An 18,524-nucleotide genomic window follows, 5' to 3' on the forward strand; every position below is an offset into this window, starting at 1 on the left:
TCTAACCGGCGTTTTGGGCCCAAGTTATTCAAATTTGATAAATATCAAATAAGACAGTCAGACCAGCAAATAATTCCCCACCATTTAATCCCCCTGATTTGCAAAGAAAAAGAGCCTACACCGTTAAAGTGCAGGCTCTTCAAAAAAGAAAGGTTTTGGCGGAGCGGGAACTATTTTAATTATTTACAATTAGAATATTACATAAAAATGACATTATAAATGGCATTACCTGCCATATCACTTCCACTTCACTCCCTTCTCCTTCAGCTCAGTCACAAACTCCTCATACTCCACCTCACTCATCGTCCCCTTCAACTTCTCTACCAGCTCTTTCCTCTTATCTTTCTTTACCCGGCTCACAGCCTTCACAACCTCGGAAGCTCCATCCATCTTCACCCGGTTTTCCATCAACTTCCTCTCTTCTTTATCCAGTCCGACATCCTGATACACTTTCATCCGGCTTGAATAATCCAAACCTTTCACTCGCGCCATCAACTCCTTCCTCTCTTCCATTTTTGCTTTCCGTTCTTCCTTCTCTTCTTTTTTGGTCGCTTGGATCAATCTCTGCTGCTCTCTGGCTTTAGCCATCTCATTATCCCACAGATGCCCCCATGTTCCGGCCATACTCTTCGTCTCTTTCACAATACGCCCCATCACCTGCACCGCAGCTCCAATCTCCGGCCTTCCTGCCGCCGCAAACAATCCCATACCATTCAACCCTCTTCCCAACTGATTCATTACCTTCCCATACTCCTCTTCCTCACCGTTATACATCCTCACTACACCTTCTCCTCCTCTCCATAACGCCTCAGCATGATCGACCATCGTATTACTAAACTTCATGTACTTTTCGCCAGCCAGTTTTGAATAGATGAACTCTATTACCTCAGCCAATCCAAAAATACCGGAAAACGCCCCCATCGCTCCACTCACCGCAAACCCTTTCCACCTATCCCACAAATCCAACTCTTCCTCATCGTCACCTTGCCCCATCACCCACTTGAGAAACTCCACAATCACCTGATTCATGATTCCGTACACCACCCACGCCTGACCAAACCGCCACGCAGCCTCTCCCATACCAATCTCTCCTCTCTTCCACTTCGCAATCGCCATATAACTCAACGCTATCTGCTTGCGCGGATCAGAGCGGAACATCATAAACATACGCCCCAGCGCGTTCGCATGAATCTCCCAAGGGCTCTTCTGCTCTGTCTCAATAGGTTGAGCTGTCCTCCGCACCGCCTTGTCCAGCGCGGCCAACGCCCTCTGCTCCACAACCTCATCACTCAATCCCTCTTTCATGGCTTTCTTCTTGGCCGCCATATACGCAATACCCCCGGAAAACGTTGTAAATGCCGCATCAGTCAATCCAATCGGCAACATCCCGGCTTCCACGGCATCCCCCAGCATGCTCACCTTCATCCTGTTCGCCGTCAAAGCCCGCCTCATTTCGGGACTCATGCCCTGCATCAGCCTTTGTTGGATCGTCGGACTCTGCCAAACCTCCGCCAACTGTCCCGGATTCGCCAATGCCCCAATAAACCCTTTCATGGCATCTGAGGGGGACATATCCGCCATGCTGGAAAACATGGCCGGGAGCTGCTTCAGACACGTCTTCAGGTTATATGAAAGCGCACCCTGAGCCATCGCCCCCAACACCCGGCTCACTACTTGCTGAGCTTGTCCGGCTCCGCCCGAATCCTGCGAACCGTCAAATTCTAAATCCTTCACCCACTTGGTCAAATGTGTCCTTGCCTGCGCCCCATGCACCGCATCAATCTTGTTCCCCAGCTCTCCATTCAACAACACCGCCTTCATATCCCTCATAATCTCCGCAAAACTCGCCCAGTGATCCATCTGCATACTGTGCGCCCAATACGCATTCACACAACTCACCACACGCGGCAGCGCATAATGCTTCCGACGCATCTTGATGCTCCCCACACTCAGCCATCCGCTCCCTCTGGACTCCATCGGATCAACGGCTTCAGCGGCATTATCCGTCACGAAAAACCCCGGAGCATAATTCTGCACTTTAGGCATATCACACCCAAACAACCTCCTGTACACCTCATTATACTCCTTATATCCCCGCTCATACTCCTCCCCTAAATACTCCGCCACCCGCAACGCCCGCACATCAATATGATCCCTCACCTTCCCAATCGCAGCCTCGTCAAAACCCAACGCCTCCAGATTATCCTCATACTCCGGCATCGCGGACATCTGGAGCAAATACGCCGCCTCCAAATCGCTCATCTCCATCTCCACCAGCTCCGCGCCCTGCTCCAGCCATGAAAACTTCACAAACTCCTTCCTGCTCTTCGCCGGAATCTCGCTCAACGCCATCTTCAGGGCATCCATCGCCTTCTGATTCTTCGCCCACTTCGGCATCTGCTCTGCTTCCATCTTACCCTCCGCAACCGCCCGCGCCTCTTCAATCCGCACCCGCTCACTCCTGAACTCGCCTGGCATCTTCACCTCAATCCCCCAAGTCCGATTCTCGCTTAAATCCTTCAACATACCATCCACCACACGCCTCACGCCCAGCTTCACCTGACCATCCACCTTTCTGTCAGCCCTCTTCAAAAACTCCTCCGGCCTCGCAATCCGGTACAAGGCACCGTAATACCGCAACACTCGCCTCTGTCGCACATCATTAAACTCCAGCCGCGCCTTCCTGATGCCCTCTGCAAAATACTCCGTCACCTTCCCCTCTCCAAACAAATCCTCCATCAAATTCTCAAAACTCACAAACCCCCGCACCAAATTCCGCATCCCCTTACCCACACCCACATCATGCTTCGCCGCTCCGGTGCGCTCATTCACGCTCACCGGCTGCTCACGCCCCAGCCCCTTCCCGGCCTCATCCAGCAAATCCGCAATACGCTCACGCCGATCCTCCCAAAACGCCTCATTCGCCAGCCTCCCGGCAGCATACATCTCCTTCAGGGCATCCAGCGCGGCCTGCACTCTTTCCAAATCAGCCGTCAGCCTCCCGTGCATATTCCTCTCATACAACCCGCCAAACGCATCCAGCGCACGTACCCACTCCACCGCCTCATCATACTCAGCCCCGCCAATCAATGCCTTCTCCTCCACCACCTTCTCAGCCGTATTCTTCGCCGTTTCCAGCTCATCCGCATCCAACTCCAACGCCCTCTCCACCATATCCAGCCGCTTCTGAATCTCCGCATTCATCTTCCCACGCCGTACCCGGTTCTCGCCCACACTTGCCGCCGCCCATTTTCTAAACCGTTCAAACTCCTTAAATCGGCTCTTCTTCCCTTCATTCACAATATGCCAATCCACATACTTCACCATACGCCTCAGCGCATTCATCCTCCCCCTCCACGTCTTCTTCTCCATCACCTCCTCCCGGTAGGAAGCAACAACCTCCGGCCTGATCCCCCCGCGCACATCCCTCGGCAGCTCCGTCACCACGGCATCACATACGGCCATCACGGCCAGCATCCGCTCCCTCACAGCCTCATCATCTCTTCCCTGCTCATCCTTATACACTCCATCCCTTGTAAACCCGTTCGCCTGCAACGCGCTCTCCAGCCGTTTCTGCATTGCTTCATACAACCTTGCTTCCTGCTCGTAAGCCTGCCCCTGCACAGCCGTCAAATAATCCCACACACTCTGCCCGCCACGCATCATCCGCATGGAAAAAGATACATCAGAATTCCTTGAATTAAATCTCTTGGAAAGAGGTATAACCCTCTCTTCATAATTAAACCGGTAGGGAATCAGGGAGAACTTCTTCTTTTCGCTATCCCATTCTCCGGGATCGTACCCTTCATACTCTCCATTCTCGTCTCTTACCTCTACAAGATCATAAGTGACAGGGTCCAGCAGCTTACGGTTATTCTTCGTATTGCGATAGGCATAATTCACCCCGTCATCGTACCCCCACTCGCAAATATCATCCCCGTTCCAATACACATCCTTGATGGACACCCTGTGTGAAATAATCCTGAATTTTCCATCCAGGCTGGACTCTCCGTGTTCGCGGGCATACTCCATGGAGGGAGTTACCCAATCGCCGCCCCGGAAATCACCTTCCTTAATCTCACGGGGGACAGCCCTGTACATGGCAATCGCCGGTATCTTGTTGTTCTTCCCCTTTTCCAGAAGAGACCTCCTTTGCTCCATAGCACGCCTCACGGCGGACAAAGCATTCATGTGAGCATTATCCCAGCCCAGTTCAAGATTCCGGGAGGAATCAAGAATCATTTCTTCCGGGATGATTCCGAACCCATCCGCCATATCCAGTAGGCTGACTTCCCCATTCTTCTGCCGTTCCTGCGGGGTATCGCCGGACTTGCTCGGAGCCCTGTGGTCCATTTTCCAGCTATCATCTACGACATACCCTTTTGCCTTGGCAAACTCATTCACCATGCGCTGGGCTTTCTCCATATCGCCTTTCTCCACGGCATCCAAATACTCCCGGTCAAGTGCTCTAAGTCCCCTGACAGAAAACGTAATATCCGGGTTCTCGCTGTCAAACGTACCCCGGTTATCCGTGGCAGACTTGATCTGTGTAGAATCGAAAGCGACGAAAATGACACTACCCGGCACACTGCCTCTGATGCCGTCATTTTCCGCATCCAACATCAAATCATTAGGAGCGGGATTCCTGATATTAAGAAAACATTCGAGGATATTTCTTCCATAACTCTGTGCCGTATAGTAATCCGAGGCAAAATAAAACCCGTCTCCGTAAAGATTCTTTCCCTTATTTTTCTTGGCGCCGCCTGAACGCATCATGCTTTTCTCAAACACCGTAAAGCCTCGATTCTGCGTCCCATGATACACCACCAATGGCTCTCCGTTCTCGTCAACTACCTTGGAGGCCTGCTCCGGGTCATGCTCCCAATCCCCAAACCAATTCTTAAACGCCTCCGTGCGCACAGCAAGCCATTGGTCTTCCGTCAACTTCGTTTCTTTCCCATTCGGGGCCTTCATGAACGTGCCCTCAGTTTCCGCTTTCTTCTTAATATCCGCCTTTTCCCTTATAGAAAACGTTGCCGACCCATCCACATAATCCGCCCACTCTCCCCCGGTGCTCTCATCCGCAAACGCCGTAATCTTAATATCGTTGCCATCAAAAATCACGTAATTATACGTCTGCTCTTCCTCCGCTTTCCCGCGGGTATAGCCGTCTGCGTACCTGATGCCTTTAATATCGCTGGACAGCAAAGACACGCTGGCGGCCTTCTGTGCCTCCTGTTTCGTGCCATCTTCTCCATCCCAAAAAGCATCAAACAACTCCTGATAAACATCTTTGCCGCTCACGTTTTCGCCGCGGTAATCCGCCCGGCTTTCGGCACGTTCCAAAGCATACCGCACCTCTTCCACCGGGGAATCCTTCAACAAAGAAAGAACCGTCTCGTCCACGTAATCCCAGCCCAGCAGCTCAGAATCCTCTACATTCAACTCTACCTTGTAATTGGAAGGCATGCCCGGCCTGACCTCTATCTCGTCCAGAAGATCAATCAGGGAACGGTAAACGCCGTGCAGCTGGAGCATCTTCTCCAGCGTCTGGTGGTACGTACTCCCGTATTCCATGGAATGTTGAATGTCCTCGCGCAACTCTTTCTTAATCGCTTCTATCTTTCCCTCATCCCCTCTGGCGTCAGACAAATCGCCGAGAACAGTCCAGATCATATCACTCGCATCTTCCTTCACCTCCGGCAGGGCATCCTTCGGCAACAACCTGTCATACAGGGCTTGATGCATCACCTCCATATTGGAAGTCTCCACATCGCCGAACTTCCATGTCGCATTATCCTGCGCGAACCAGTTCATATAATCCCGGTTCACCTTCTCTGACTCCGCAAAATACAGCCCCCAGCCATACGCCTGCGCTCCCTCGCCCTTGCCCATGAACGCCGTATCAAACTTCCGGAAACTGTGAGGACTTGCATGCAGAGCGCGGACAGACATCGTTACATCGCCATCCGGCTTCACCACCACCGCATTCTCCGCAGCCAGAACCCCATGCTCATCAAAACCACCTTGCGCCTCCACATCCTGCACACTCACCTCACGCCCTTCTCTTCCTTGTCCAGCTAAATCTCTGTCAACATAATTGACAAACTCCTTCAACAACGCTACCCTTCCCTTGTGGGGTACTCCATCCCCTGCCTCGCCCGTGTTTGGGACGCGGGGTCGTTGCAGGGTGGCGGAAGTACCCTTCATGCTATCTACGTCCTCCACCGTGGAAGCATCCAGATCATAAAACAACTCCCCATTCTTCCCCTCTGCCACGGCAATATTCACATAGGCCAAATCAGCACTCCCATCATCGGAAGCCCCCTTGAAATCCGCTTTCGTCAAATAATAATGAAATCTGGCTATATTAGGCTTACGTTTCAAATCTGAATTCTCGCCGGAATAAATAAACTCAGCCCGCCCGGCCAACTCCGGCAGCACGGCTAACGCAGCTAAAACCCGTCTATCGGCTGCATGCTGTTTCACTTCCCTCCACCCCTTGCCTCCCACCTGCACCCGCTTCCCGTCCCCCATCACCAGCGCATACCCCTGTTCCTGAGTCTCCTTCTGCAACACTCTATACCGTTCCCGAATATCCCCCAGCGCATCCTTCAAATCAGAAGCATACGCTGCCGGCACATCCGCAGCAACAGGCTCCATCCCCTCCACCCGGTGGAACGCATCAGCCACACGCCGGGCCTCCGCCATCGGTACGCGCCTTACCCTGTCCCCCATGCTGAAACTCACCTCCTGCCCTTCCCCTCGCGCCGCATACCGCTTATACCCATACACCACGCTATCATACACCGCGCTCAACAACTCCCCGGAATCGGCAAAATCAAACCCGGCCTCATTCGCCGCCTCCAGCACATCGGACACACGCCCTTCCCGGCTGAAAAACTGCTCTGCACGCGCCACCACCCGTTGCTCAAAACTCTTCCCCAGCGTACCATCCTTCCTGCGTCTGCCCTTGGCCGTCCGCGTCGTCGTCAGGGCATCATAAATCCGTTGCAGCTCTCCGGTTAAATCGGAACCGGCCTCAGCCGCCGTCTTCGGGTGCGGCAGCCTCCCGGCCACCCACTCTCCAATCTCCGGCACATCCCCCATCGCCTCCGCCTCAATCTGCGCCTGTTCCTCCCTCCTCGCGCGCTCCGCAATCGCCGCCTCGTCAAACCCGGCAAAATCATTCAACAGGCGGCGAAACTTCTCGCTCATCTTCCCCTGTACGTCCGCGCCCAGCATCTTCTTCGCCAGCATCACATCCTGTGCAAACTCAAAATACTTGGCAAACAACAAAGCGAACATCTTGAACCACCGCCGCAACTTATCCGGCAGCCTCTCATCGGAAATGTGCCCCATCAAATGTGCTCGCGCCGCCTTGCTCACCCCTTCGCAAACCGCCTGTAACCTGTCCACCCCTTCCCCGGTCGCCAAAAACGTCTCACCCGTTGCACCCTCCAGCCGCTTCAGTTCATCCTCAAACTCCGCCACCGTCCACTCATTATCCTTAATCAACACCTTCGTCATCCCCTCCGTCCACTCCTCATAAACGTCAAACGGATTAGCCCCCCGGTACAATCTGCTCACCACCTCATACCGTCCGTTCGCAAACTCCTGCGCCACATTGGCTCCGTACACCCGCAACCGGGCAGCATCCACCCCGGCCTCCACTCCCATCTGCGCCGCATAAATCCTCTCCCGGCCTTCGGCAGACTTACGCATAAAATCACCCTGTGTCTTCAACTGCGCCAACGTCATCGGCACACTCAACTTGCTCCGGTCAAAACTCATCCGCCCATCCTGCCCCACATCGCTCAAATGCTGCATCATCTCCTCATTCGCTTCATCCTGCACCCTCCCAACATACCCCTCATCCTTATCCCGGTACTGCCGCAAGCTGCTCTTCAGCCCGGCCACCACCTCATCCTCCCGTTCCTCCAAATGCCGCAGCACGGCCTCATACGCATCATCATACGTATCATAAAACTCCGGCCTGTCCCCCAGCTCCACCACATACTGCATCTCCTCCGTAAACTCATTCATCTCCTCGCGGATCGGACTCGCCCCGAACTCCCGCAACTGCTCATTCACAGCCTCCACATACTGCTTCATCGCCTCCTTCTCATCCACTTGCCTTCCACCCTTGCGCTCCGGCACAGGCCCATGCTCAAAACTCAGCACAGGCCCACTCCCCACCTCGCTCACGCCGCCGCTCTCCGGCCCCTTCACACCCACCACAGCACCCTTCCCCTCCTGCACCTCCGCTCCATCCACACGCACCTCATCCACCCCTCGCGCCGTCTCCGCCGCATGCGCTTCAGCGGCGGCCACCACATCCATCGTCCTCACCCCGCCGCGGGCAGCCAGCTTCCTCATCCCGTCCGCGTCACCCAGCCCCACCTTCACGCCGTCCACCTCCTTCCCATAATTTTGGCGCATAAAATCCTGAATCCCATCCTGCATCATCGCATACCGCGCCACGTCACTCTCCTCCGCCCGCATCCGGGCAAGCAGGGAATCGCTAAAACCAAACGTCCGCTTCAGCTTCCCATACTCCCGGCTCAACTGCCGCTGCATCCCGGCCTCAGCCGTAAACCGCGCCCCGGCCCCCACCAGCGCAAACGCCAGCACGGAACCAAACAACTCCATATTCTGGTCACGGTTCGTAAAATCCTTCCAAAACCGCTCCCAATCAATCCCCGGAGCCTCCCCGGCCATCACGGAAGCCAAACTCTGCATCACAGGATCGGCCAAATCCTGCAACTTCTCCGTCGTCATCTCCTCGCCCAGCACCATTCCCCCAGCCACGCCGGAACGCGCCCCTGCCCGCAGGGCGGAACTCTTCAGCCGCATCGCCTGACGGCTCAGACTCAACTTGCTCATCCACTTATCCACAAACGCGCTCCCGGATCTCAACCCCATCACTCCCTTTGCCACGATCGCCCCGGCCCGATCCAACGCCCCTTGAACCGCGCCGCTCGCCGCCGCGCCTCCCAGCCTCGCCAGCCTGCCGCCATCTGGACGCTCCTGCACGGCCTTACTGTAACTATCCCCGGCATAAGACATCGCCGCCACTCCGGCCCCCACGCCGGAAAAACTCAACGCCGTAATCGGCACAGACCGCACCGCGCTCAGCACCCCATTCCCAAACCACCCATACTCCGGCTTGTTAATCGGCCTGTACGTCCCCTGCGCCATCGCCAGAAAAGCATCCAGCCTCCGGCCATACTCATCCGCCGCCTTCGCGTCAGCCTTCAGGGCAGACCCGTCCCCGCCAAACAACTCCTTCACTCCCCCCGCCACATCCAACTGTGCGGCAATCCCGCCGCGCAACAAAGACCTGATTCCATTACCTAAATCCTCCCAGCCACGGTTCCCGGCCTTCCATACATTCGCCATATAACTCCTCTCATTCCCGCCCTTGCGCTGCACAATCTCCGCCAGCGCATCCATCTGGGCATCCGTAAGGCCATCCATCGCCTTCAGGGCTTGGTGGATTGAAGCCATCCCCTCCGGCTGAAAAATCCGGTTCGCCGTCCCGTCAGCATACTTCACGGCCCACTCCAGCCCCTCCATCACGCGCGGCAATACCGGCTCCAGCCCTCGCCTTGTCCTCTCCGCATCCGCCTTCACCCATCGCAATGTATTCCCCACCTTCTTATACATATCCTCTCCCATTTGTCCCCTCTGCTCCCACAACGCCTGTCTTCCGTCCCCGCCCGTCAGCACAGCCTGCCTCACGCTCTCGGCAGCCCCCTTCAGCAACTCGTCAGCATGAGCATCCTCCTGCGCCCGCCTGCTGAGAAACCTGTACACCGTCAGCCCCGGCTTATTAAAATCAATCTGCTCCCCCTGCTCCTTCAGCCGTATAGCCATCTGTTCCAGTAGCGGAACCCCGTTTCGCGCCGAAACCTGATTCTCGGTATATCCTCCCTCATCCAACGCCCATCCCAGCACCAGCGACCGCGCTCGCAACTCATCCCCCAGCTCATTATCCGGGAAAAACTGCGCCTCAAACTCCTTCTTCACACTCTCCGGCACCTTCTTCAAATCCCCGTTAAACACGCTCCGGTGCCAATCCACCTTATCCTTTCTCCTCGCATACTCCGCCTCATCCTCCTGAGCACTCTTAAACGCCAATGCATCAGGAAACAAAGGCATGCCGCGCCTTGTCCTCTCATTAACATACTCCTGCACCTTGGCTCTCTCTTCGCCCAGCACGCGCTCCTTCTCCGCTTTCATCGGATCATCCCCGCCCTTCCTCAAATCGGCGGCCAACATCTTCCCGCGTTGCCAGCTCCGATAAGCGTCAGCCTGCCAACCCTCCCCCTTCTGCCGCAAATACCGATCCATTGCCGGATCAATCTCCACAGGGAACAACTGCCTGCCCTCTCCGTCATCATAAACAGCATTCGCGCTCTCTTCCAAAAATTTATCCCTCTTCCCGCTACGTTCAAATTCCCTCGCCTGAGCCGCTACCTGTGAAATATCATTACCAAACATAAAAACTTTTAACTATTAAACATTAACCAGAAACATCACTTCTCCCCATTCTCCCACGCCCACTTCTCCTCCACCACCCGCTTCAATGCCGCTACATCCTTGGCGGACTTCACATCTAAAACCTTGAATACGGCAGCATGGCACTGCCTCAAATCCTTCCCTTTCATACTCACACCCTCCAGAACCTTTCTCCATCCCTCCCTGTTCTGAGCCGGAGCACCCCAATCCCCATTCAGCGGAGGCAGCAGAGCAGCATTACCTTGCTCATTCATATCCACCCCCAACTCATCCAGCACCTCACTCGCGCCAACACTCTTCAGCTTCACTTCAGGCTCAGGAGCCGCCACACCCGGAACATTCTGACGGCCTGACAACTTCACCCCTGTACCATCCGCCGCCAGCCTCTCAGCCTGTGCCCTAATCTCCTCTCGGCTTGCCCCCGGATTCTCTCGTACCCACCGCTCCAGCCCCTGTCTCACCTGATAAGCCGCCGCCATAGACCTCTCATACCCGGCAAAATCTCCCTCTTTCTGCGTCTCTTTCCACTTCCCGAACACCTCTCCATCCACCATCCCCTCAACCACACTCGCCGCTTCCCTGGCCGCCCCCCGGAACCGTGCGGGCACATTCCCCACGGCCAGATCCTTCAGCTCCGCCATCATCCTCTCCTTCGTCGTCTTGGAAAGCATGGACGTGGCAATCTCCCTCTCCACCTCCGCATACATCGTCCCGTCAACATCCAAATCAGGCTCATACCCCCGCAACAAACCATCCACCCGCATAAAATCCTCCGGACTCGTGTACAACTCCGCCTCCTCCTTCCCCATCTTCTCCACAGCCTTCCTCCGCCGCTCTTCCGCCGCCCGCAAACTCATCGCGTCATCCACGGCCACGCGCCCCTCCTTCACATCCTTCTCCAAATCATTTCCCCGGAACTCCCGGCCCTCAAACGCATCCATCACATACCCCTGAGCCACTCCGGCCTGAGCCTTGCGCCTTGCCGCCTCCGCCTGTTTCCGGAACCCCTCAATCACATCCGGCCTACCCTTCACCGCATCCAGCCCTCCCGACTTCTCCAGCGCATCCAACCCATGAAAAGGATCTCTCTGAATCGCCGTCTGCACCCTGCTCTCCGTCTCCTTGAAACTCACATCCTGAAACATCAACTGCTGCTCATCCGGCTCCATCACCCCCTCCGCGCCAGCCGTCTGCACCGCTTCCCTCGCGCCATAATAATCCCCACCCCTCAGGCAAAAATCATACCTCGCCTTGAAAGACTTGGCAGCCCTCTCCTTACTCGCCAGCAACTCCCTGCGCCCGGCATCAATACGGCCCGTTGACGTAAACGCATCATACCACAGCCGCGCCCGCTCCTTCACCTCCGGCGTCTTAAACTTAACCTTGCGGAACATAGGCCCCAGCCTCTTGCTCACCAGCGCATTCCAGCGGGCCTCCCTCCCCGGCTTATTCCCCGCCGCCAGCTCGGCATTATCCCATACCCCCCTCTCCTCCTCCATCAACCTCTTCACATCCTCAAAACTCCCCGCATCGGCCATCCTGTCCGCCTTCTCCTGCAACCGCGCCCTCTCCTCATCCTCCCGCGCCAGCAACCTCGTCCCGGCCCCCATCTCCCCGGCCATCTCCGCCGCCGCGCGCGCCGGAGCCGTTGCGGCCCCCGTATCAGCCAGCACAGGCTCATGATACCCGCTCAACAAAGAAAACTTATCCATATCTACTTGAAAGCATTAAAAGCCGTTGCGCCGCCCTGCACCACGCCGCTCAGCAAACTCCCGAATCCGGACACCTTGCCGGCCCGCTCCGCCTGCCTCCCCTTCCACCTCTCCATCTGGGCCTGCTCCCTCATGGCGGAAGACCGCTGCAAACTGCGCGCCGCCAAATCATTCACCTCCTGCTCAAACCGCGTCGCAACCTTCATCTCCCTCCCCAGCGCGCTCCCGCTCCGTTCCACGCCGCTCGCCGCTGTCTGCGCGGCGGCCTGCCCTGTGGCCACCCCCTGCATTGCCCGCATCCTCATCTGATTCTCCGCGCTCTCCGCATCCAGCGCATCCGCCTCCCTGTCCAGCGCGGACGCATTATAATAAGCCGTCTGCCGCGCCTGCCGCCCGGCTTCCCTCTCGGCGCGTCCCCGGAACGCGCCGGCCAGCCCCTGAAGACCGGCCATACCTAACTGAAACCATTCCATAATATAATATCTATCAATAAACTACTTTGAAAACTGCACATCAAACCCCAGCAAACGCACATCGCCATCCCCGGCGCACCGCAACTCAAACACCAGCTCATCACTCCACACCCCCGGCACCGTCAAATCCTGCCAGCCGTCCAGCACATCGCCCCGGCTCCTGCTCAACTCCGTCAACCGCCCGCAAAACCCTGCACGCACCCCATCCGCCGCGCTCGCGACAAACCGCGCACGCACGCTCACACTCCCTGACTTTACCCCCGCACCCTGCTCAAACGCAAGCCCATTTGTAACCAGTACGGACTCATACGGCGCCCCGGCATCTCCCCCACGGCTCCATCCGTCCCGGAACACGCCGCACCCCTCCACCAGCCGCTCCAGACTAACCCGGCCATCACGCTCCACAGCCAGCCACACCTCATCGGCATCCTGCCCATCCATCACGGCCACGCTCAACGCCCTGCCGCCCCCTCCCAGCACATGCCTCGTCCACGCGCACACCCGCTGCTCGGCATTATACGTCAGAACAGCCAGCCCGCCATCAGCCCTCACCCCCCAAATCCTCACCTCCGGCACGCGCTGCACGGCCAGCCCCACAAACCCTCCCGGCCCGCCTGCATGCTCGGCAAACGTCGTCGTATCGGCGGCCCTGTACCCGTCCGCCTCAAAACTGTACCCCAGCTCCTTCACCCTCATCCCCCCTCTCTGGACAAACACGCATCCTCCATCCGTCGCCTCCGCATCCACCCGGCTGCACCCCACCCTCAACTGCACGGCAGCGCGGCAAAAATCAGGAGTCACCACGCCGCCCTCGCCTCCGCTCAGCCGCCAAACCTGGGCCGTGGAACCAATCAACAAATCATTCACGCTCTCCATCCACACAATCCGGTGGCAATCCTTGGCCGCCAGCGTCACCTGAATCGCATCTTCATCGCTGTCCCCAATCTGGAAATTGGCAAAATCATCCACCACGCTCCCCCACACCGTCTGTGGATTCGCCGCCGTCCCGGCCAGCCACAACCTCCCTTGGTGCATCGCCACAGCACTCGGCCACCCGCACCCTCCCCCAAACATCCCCCTGCTCCACACATCCGTCACCGCCCTCTCATACGGCAATCCGGCCCCCCCATACGTCTTATAACTCAACCTCAGCACCCTCCACTTCATCCCACCCATCTCTGCCGCCGTCCAAACCTGATCAACGCCTCTCCCCACGGCACCGGACAAAAAATTCACCATATCCATCCCCCCGCTGCGCCACCCGCACCACTTCCACTTCCTCGGCCAAAACCCATTCACCGTCACCTTGCTCTCGATCGTCTTGCCATCCTCCAAATCCCATACAAACTCGCCCCAACCGCCAAAACCAAAATACAACAACACCACACGCCCATCCTCCCTCTCCACACACCCGGCCAGCCACAAAAAGGAACCCATCTTCTCAACCACCTTCCCATCCTCATACAAACACACACTCCCCATGGCAGCCTCCCCATCCGCCACATCCCCAGCACTCTCTCCGCACAACAACACAGCCCGGCCATCCCGCAACGGCATCACATGCCAGACAGCCTTCTTGCTCCCGGTCACCGTGCAGGCAGTCAAACTCTGCGCCACAGGATCATACACCGCGCATGCAACGCCATTCTTGCAGGGGCAAAGCAACACCCTCCCGCCATCCACCACAGCGGCCCTCCGGTAACTCCCGCTTGTAACTGCCAGCCCGGAATGCGCCACCTTCTCCAAACTTCCATCCGCAGGATCATACACATAAAAAGCCGTCGCCATATACGGAGTCAGCAGCACCCGCCCATCATCCAGCAACACCGCCTCGCCAAAAAAACCATCCCCAACCCCTTCCAAAAGCACCTCACTCTCCTCCCCGCTCTCCACATCCAGCACACAACACCTTGCCCCTCCGCTGGTCAAAAACGCCCGGCCATCCTTCAACACACATCCCCCCACCCATCCGCAGCCATCATCCCGTTCCGCGCCCACCTTGCGGCCCCCGCCGTCCACCCGGTCAAACACATAACAACAGGCATGGGCCTTCCCTGCCAGCAGCAGCCTCCCCCCATCCAGCTCCAGCACCGTCCCCCACACCTCCTCCCAATAATCGCCAACCCCGGCAACCAGCCCCTCCGCATCATAATCCCACGCATTCAGCCTCAACTCATGCCTGCCCCAGTTAGTCGCCGCGGGCTTATACTTCATCACCCGCAACTGCAAACGTGTAGGACGTTCACACGTGCCGCTGAACTCAAAATTCCGCCAATCCCCGTCCCATGACCAAAACCTGTGCAGCACCTCAAACTTATGAGGGCTCAAACTCTCATCCTCCGCATCCGCACCCATCAACTGAAACTCGCCCTGCCACCGCTGATCCTCATTCCCGTAAGTCTTCAGCGTCCACGCCCCCTCATGGCACACGAACGCCCTCTGCGGCCCATCGCTGGAAGCCCACCACTCCCGCATGCTGTTAAACCCGCTCCCAAATCGGCTCACCACCCATCCGGGAAAGAAAAACTCCGGATAATCAGCCAAACTCTTGCTCCCCTTATAATCCGTCCTCCCGTAATACTGCTTATAACATGTCCATGTAACACGCACATCGCCGCTCACCGTCCACAACTCCTGCCCCGCCAAAACAATCGTACCCGCAGCGGACAAATCAGGAACGGCCTCGGGCGGATTACCCGTCCCGGTCAACTCCGCGTGAGTCTGCGCCACCACCACCCGCTCCGCCATATGCTGAGTATAAAGAACACTCGTGCCAAACTCCTCTGAGCGGAACACATGGCGGTCAGCACCAAACATCAACCCACCCGCATCACGCTCAACCCATGCCTCCCCATCCTTGGAAATCGCAAACTCCCTCGGACTCCGGTCAAACTCCATCACCGCCAGCCTCCAATCATCATCGCCATGCCTCTCCAGCCTCTGCGGAGCCACCCTCCCGCACACCACCCACACCACGTCATTGCACTGCACCCACCGCAGCTCCGGCAAATCCTGCTCCGTCCACGGACTCTCCAGCCGGGCGGCCAAACTCCCATCCAGCCGGAACACCTCCACAAACCCCGCTCCAAACACCACCATATACCGCCGCTCATCACTCACATCCATCCCCATCAGCCGCACCCGCCCGCAAGCGGCCCCTCCATCCACCGCACACATCCTCTCCGCGCCGGGCCGCCGCATCAGCCCGCCGAACGTATGCACCAGAAAATTCACAATCGTCTGCGCGCTCCGGCCATACCCATCCACATCATACCTTATCGCCCCCATGCGGTTCCACTCACCTCCGGTAAACGCCACCCTCATCCCGCTCATACAATCCCCTCCCTGTTCCATTCACTTTCCACCCGGTCCCTGCCGCCTCTCCCCATATCCTGCAACCGCGCCCTGTGCTGTGCCCGCAGCAACCGCAATTTCACCACCCCTTCCAGCGCAGACATCAAACTCACCGCACCTGTAATCTGGAACGCGCACAAACACGCCAGCTTCGCGGCCAGCAGCTCCCCATCCGCACACCGCCAATCATGAACCTCATCATCCGGCTTCACGCAAAACACCACATCCACCTCCTGAACATCGCCCCGCCAAAACAAACGGCCATCAAACACGCACCATCCATCGCCATCCACCTTCACCACCTCCACACAGCCATCCGGCAGCACGGCACTCATCCGGAACCCCGGCATCCTTAAATCCTCCTCCCCGTGCAGCCGCTCTACGCGCTTGCTCCATACGGGCTTCACCTCCTGCACCACAAACTCCACGGCAATCGGCCACATCGCGCTCACCACGTCCCCCACCTCCTCGTCGTCCATCCCCTTCACAGCACGATGCCCCAGCATACCCAAAGCAAAATTAACTACATCCAGCTTCTTCATAATACAAACTCTCTTAAATTTGAAAAAGGGCGGGAAACAGCCCGCAGACCGCCTCCCGCCCCGTAACAGGCAACTCAGCACCTTGCCTGCCGTAACACCGTTACTGCTTGCACAGCACCTTCACAAACCCCTTTTCCTCAAGTCTCGTCGCTCCGCAACCGAACTTCGCGCGGATTTGCAAAGTTTCCTCCATGTCATCGCGTATGGACACCTTCACCTTGAAATCATTCCACAGCCCGAACAAGGCGCGGCTCTTCACCCACGCAAGACAAGTCCGCGTGCCGCTGGTAAGCGGTAAATACTCAGACCGTAAAAACTTGAACCCCATGAAAGAATCCACCTTCCCCTCCACCAGAGCCTTCACATCCGCAAAATCACGGCTGGTTACTTCCGTTGTCTGAAGCAAATTCATCATCTGTGCGGAAGAACAAGCCATCACCAACTGATCCCCCATCCCCGCACTATCATCATTCCAGGCCTCATTCTCCTGGAACATCTGCAATGCTCGGCGCAGCTTCGCCAATGTCAGCCCCGTATCCTCCGCAGTTCCGGACTCCACAAAATTCTTCGCTACCGTCTGCGCCGTGGGGAAAGTCACAGCCGTCGTCCCGTTCTCTCCTGTATAGCAGGTTCCCAGGAACGCATCCAGCATCACCTTGTCCATCTGGCGTCCGGCAGCAAACCGCAGGCCCTCAATCGTCTGAGACACCGGAACATCCAGATCACCCAGCTTCGTACCGTCAAACTCGTCATACCCGATCGTCTTGTGGAAAAACTTGGGATGCAAAGCACGGCGGTCCGTGGGAGCGTCATCCACCTTCGTCGTCCCCTTGCGGGTCGTCTTCTCCTCAAACTCCAACGTACCGAACTGGTCATGAAACACCACCTTCCCGCTGCAATCAGTCTTCACCGTCACAAACTCCTTGATACGGCTAACCTTTTGTTGCAGCAACACTCCCCACTTATTGGAATACTTATTTTGAAAATTACTTGTAATATCCATAAACTAACTTTTAACTGTTAATATTTAATAACTAACACTCCTCCATCTCTCACCTCAGCCCCATCAGCCGATCATACTCGCTATTAGCGAACCTGTGATTCGGATGATCCAGACTCATGAACGCTTCATGCAGGGGATGGGACGGATCATTCATAATCCTTGCCGCCTCTGCCGCTCCGCTACCTGAGCCGGACGCTGATGCGCGCAGCCCTTTCGCCCCTTCATCCCCCAGCATCGCCCCCATCTGCGCCAACAAACGCAACACCCGCAGATTCGTCCCCACCGCAGGATCATTCCTAATCACCTCGGCATCCTCCTCCCCCATCCCCGCCATCTTGCACAAAGCATTAATTGCCTTCACAGCCCCCTGCATATGACCGTCATACCCCTCTCCCCACAACGCCTCCAGCTCACTCTTCACCCCCTCCACACGCTCTACTTCGGCAGCCTCCGCCGCCTTCTGCGCCTCCGCACTCCGGGCTGCAAACTCACTCACGATCCCCGCAAACGCCTCCTTCGGCACCCCCAGCTCCCATGCCTTGCGCCCCAGCACCTCCACCGCCTCCGCATCCCACACCCCCTCCGGCAACCCTTCCGGAGCCGCAGGAAGAAACTCATCGCCCGCAAACTCCTTATTCATCCCAAGAGCCTCCCTCCATGCCGTCATCGCCGCCTCATCCCCCAAATCATACCGCAGCACGGCACCCGCTCCGGGCGCACCGCTTCCGCCATCTCCACCACTGTTGCCGCCGTCTCCTTCTCCTCCATCCCCGTCACCGTTTCCGGCCCCATCTCCACCAGCATTATTTCCGGCACCAGCCATCAGGCTCACCGGGCCGCCGCCGCCATTTGCGCCCCCGTCACCAGCCTCCTCGCGCAAAAAACCATTCGCAATTAATTTAATAAACATAATATT

General features: G+C 57.0%; 7 protein-coding genes. All 7 read right to left on the reverse strand.

Annotated features, from left to right (window positions below; translation table 11 throughout):
• Nucleotides 1–237: 237 nt before the first annotated feature.
• Entirely contained in the window at nt 238–10,506 is a 10,269-nt protein-coding gene (locus tag CI070_RS01295) for an ADP-ribosyltransferase-containing protein (RefSeq protein WP_094135408.1), read from the reverse strand.
• A gap of 35 nt (nt 10,507–10,541) precedes the next feature.
• Complete coding sequence (locus CI070_RS01300) at nt 10,542–12,236, reverse strand: hypothetical protein (protein WP_094135407.1); 1,695 nt, start codon at nt 12,234–12,236, stop codon at nt 10,542–10,544.
• 2 nt (nt 12,237–12,238) lie between these two features.
• A complete protein-coding gene (locus tag CI070_RS01305; RefSeq protein ID WP_094153260.1) occupies nt 12,239–12,709 on the reverse strand; it encodes a hypothetical protein in 471 nt (156 codons plus the stop codon).
• Between the two features lie 21 nt (nt 12,710–12,730).
• Nucleotides 12,731–16,042, reverse strand: coding sequence for a hypothetical protein (locus CI070_RS01310; protein WP_094136315.1), 3,312 nt, complete (start codon nt 16,040–16,042; stop codon nt 12,731–12,733).
• Nucleotides 16,039–16,605, reverse strand: a complete 567-nt coding sequence (locus CI070_RS01315) for a hypothetical protein (protein ID WP_094136316.1) — start codon at nt 16,603–16,605, stop codon at nt 16,039–16,041. Before CI070_RS01315 ends, CI070_RS01310 begins: the two co-directional genes overlap by 4 nt.
• A gap of 100 nt (nt 16,606–16,705) precedes the next feature.
• A complete protein-coding gene (locus CI070_RS01320; protein WP_094136317.1) occupies nt 16,706–17,608 on the reverse strand; it encodes a phage capsid protein in 903 nt (300 codons plus the stop codon).
• Nucleotides 17,609–17,657: 49 nt separating this feature from the next.
• On the reverse strand, nt 17,658–18,518 hold the full coding sequence (locus CI070_RS01325) for a hypothetical protein (RefSeq protein WP_094136318.1): 861 nt from the start codon (nt 18,516–18,518) through the stop codon (nt 17,658–17,660).
• Nucleotides 18,519–18,524: the final 6 nt, after the last annotated feature.

It is taken from the genome of Akkermansia muciniphila (assembly GCF_900184965.1).
Classification (GTDB): domain Bacteria; phylum Verrucomicrobiota; class Verrucomicrobiia; order Verrucomicrobiales; family Akkermansiaceae; genus Akkermansia; species Akkermansia muciniphila_A.

What these genes read in the sequence shown, in the direction of transcription:
- CI070_RS01300 (WP_094135407.1), bottom strand. Translation starts at nt 12,236, where the DNA reads ATGGATAAGTTTTCTTTGTTGAGCGGGTATCATGAGCCTGTGCTGGCT.
- CI070_RS01295 (WP_094135408.1), bottom strand. Translation starts at nt 10,506, where the DNA reads ATGTTTGGTAATGATATTTCACAGGTAGCGGCTCAGGCGAGGGAATTT.
- CI070_RS01310 (WP_094136315.1), bottom strand. Translation starts at nt 16,042, where the DNA reads ATGAGCGGGATGAGGGTGGCGTTTACCGGAGGTGAGTGGAACCGCATG.
- CI070_RS01320 (WP_094136317.1), bottom strand. Translation starts at nt 17,608, where the DNA reads ATGGATATTACAAGTAATTTTCAAAATAAGTATTCCAATAAGTGGGGA.
- CI070_RS01305 (WP_094153260.1), bottom strand. Translation starts at nt 12,709, where the DNA reads ATGGAATGGTTTCAGTTAGGTATGGCCGGTCTTCAGGGGCTGGCCGGC.
- CI070_RS01315 (WP_094136316.1), bottom strand. Translation starts at nt 16,605, where the DNA reads ATGAAGAAGCTGGATGTAGTTAATTTTGCTTTGGGTATGCTGGGGCAT.
- CI070_RS01325 (WP_094136318.1), bottom strand. Translation starts at nt 18,518, where the DNA reads ATGTTTATTAAATTAATTGCGAATGGTTTTTTGCGCGAGGAGGCTGGT.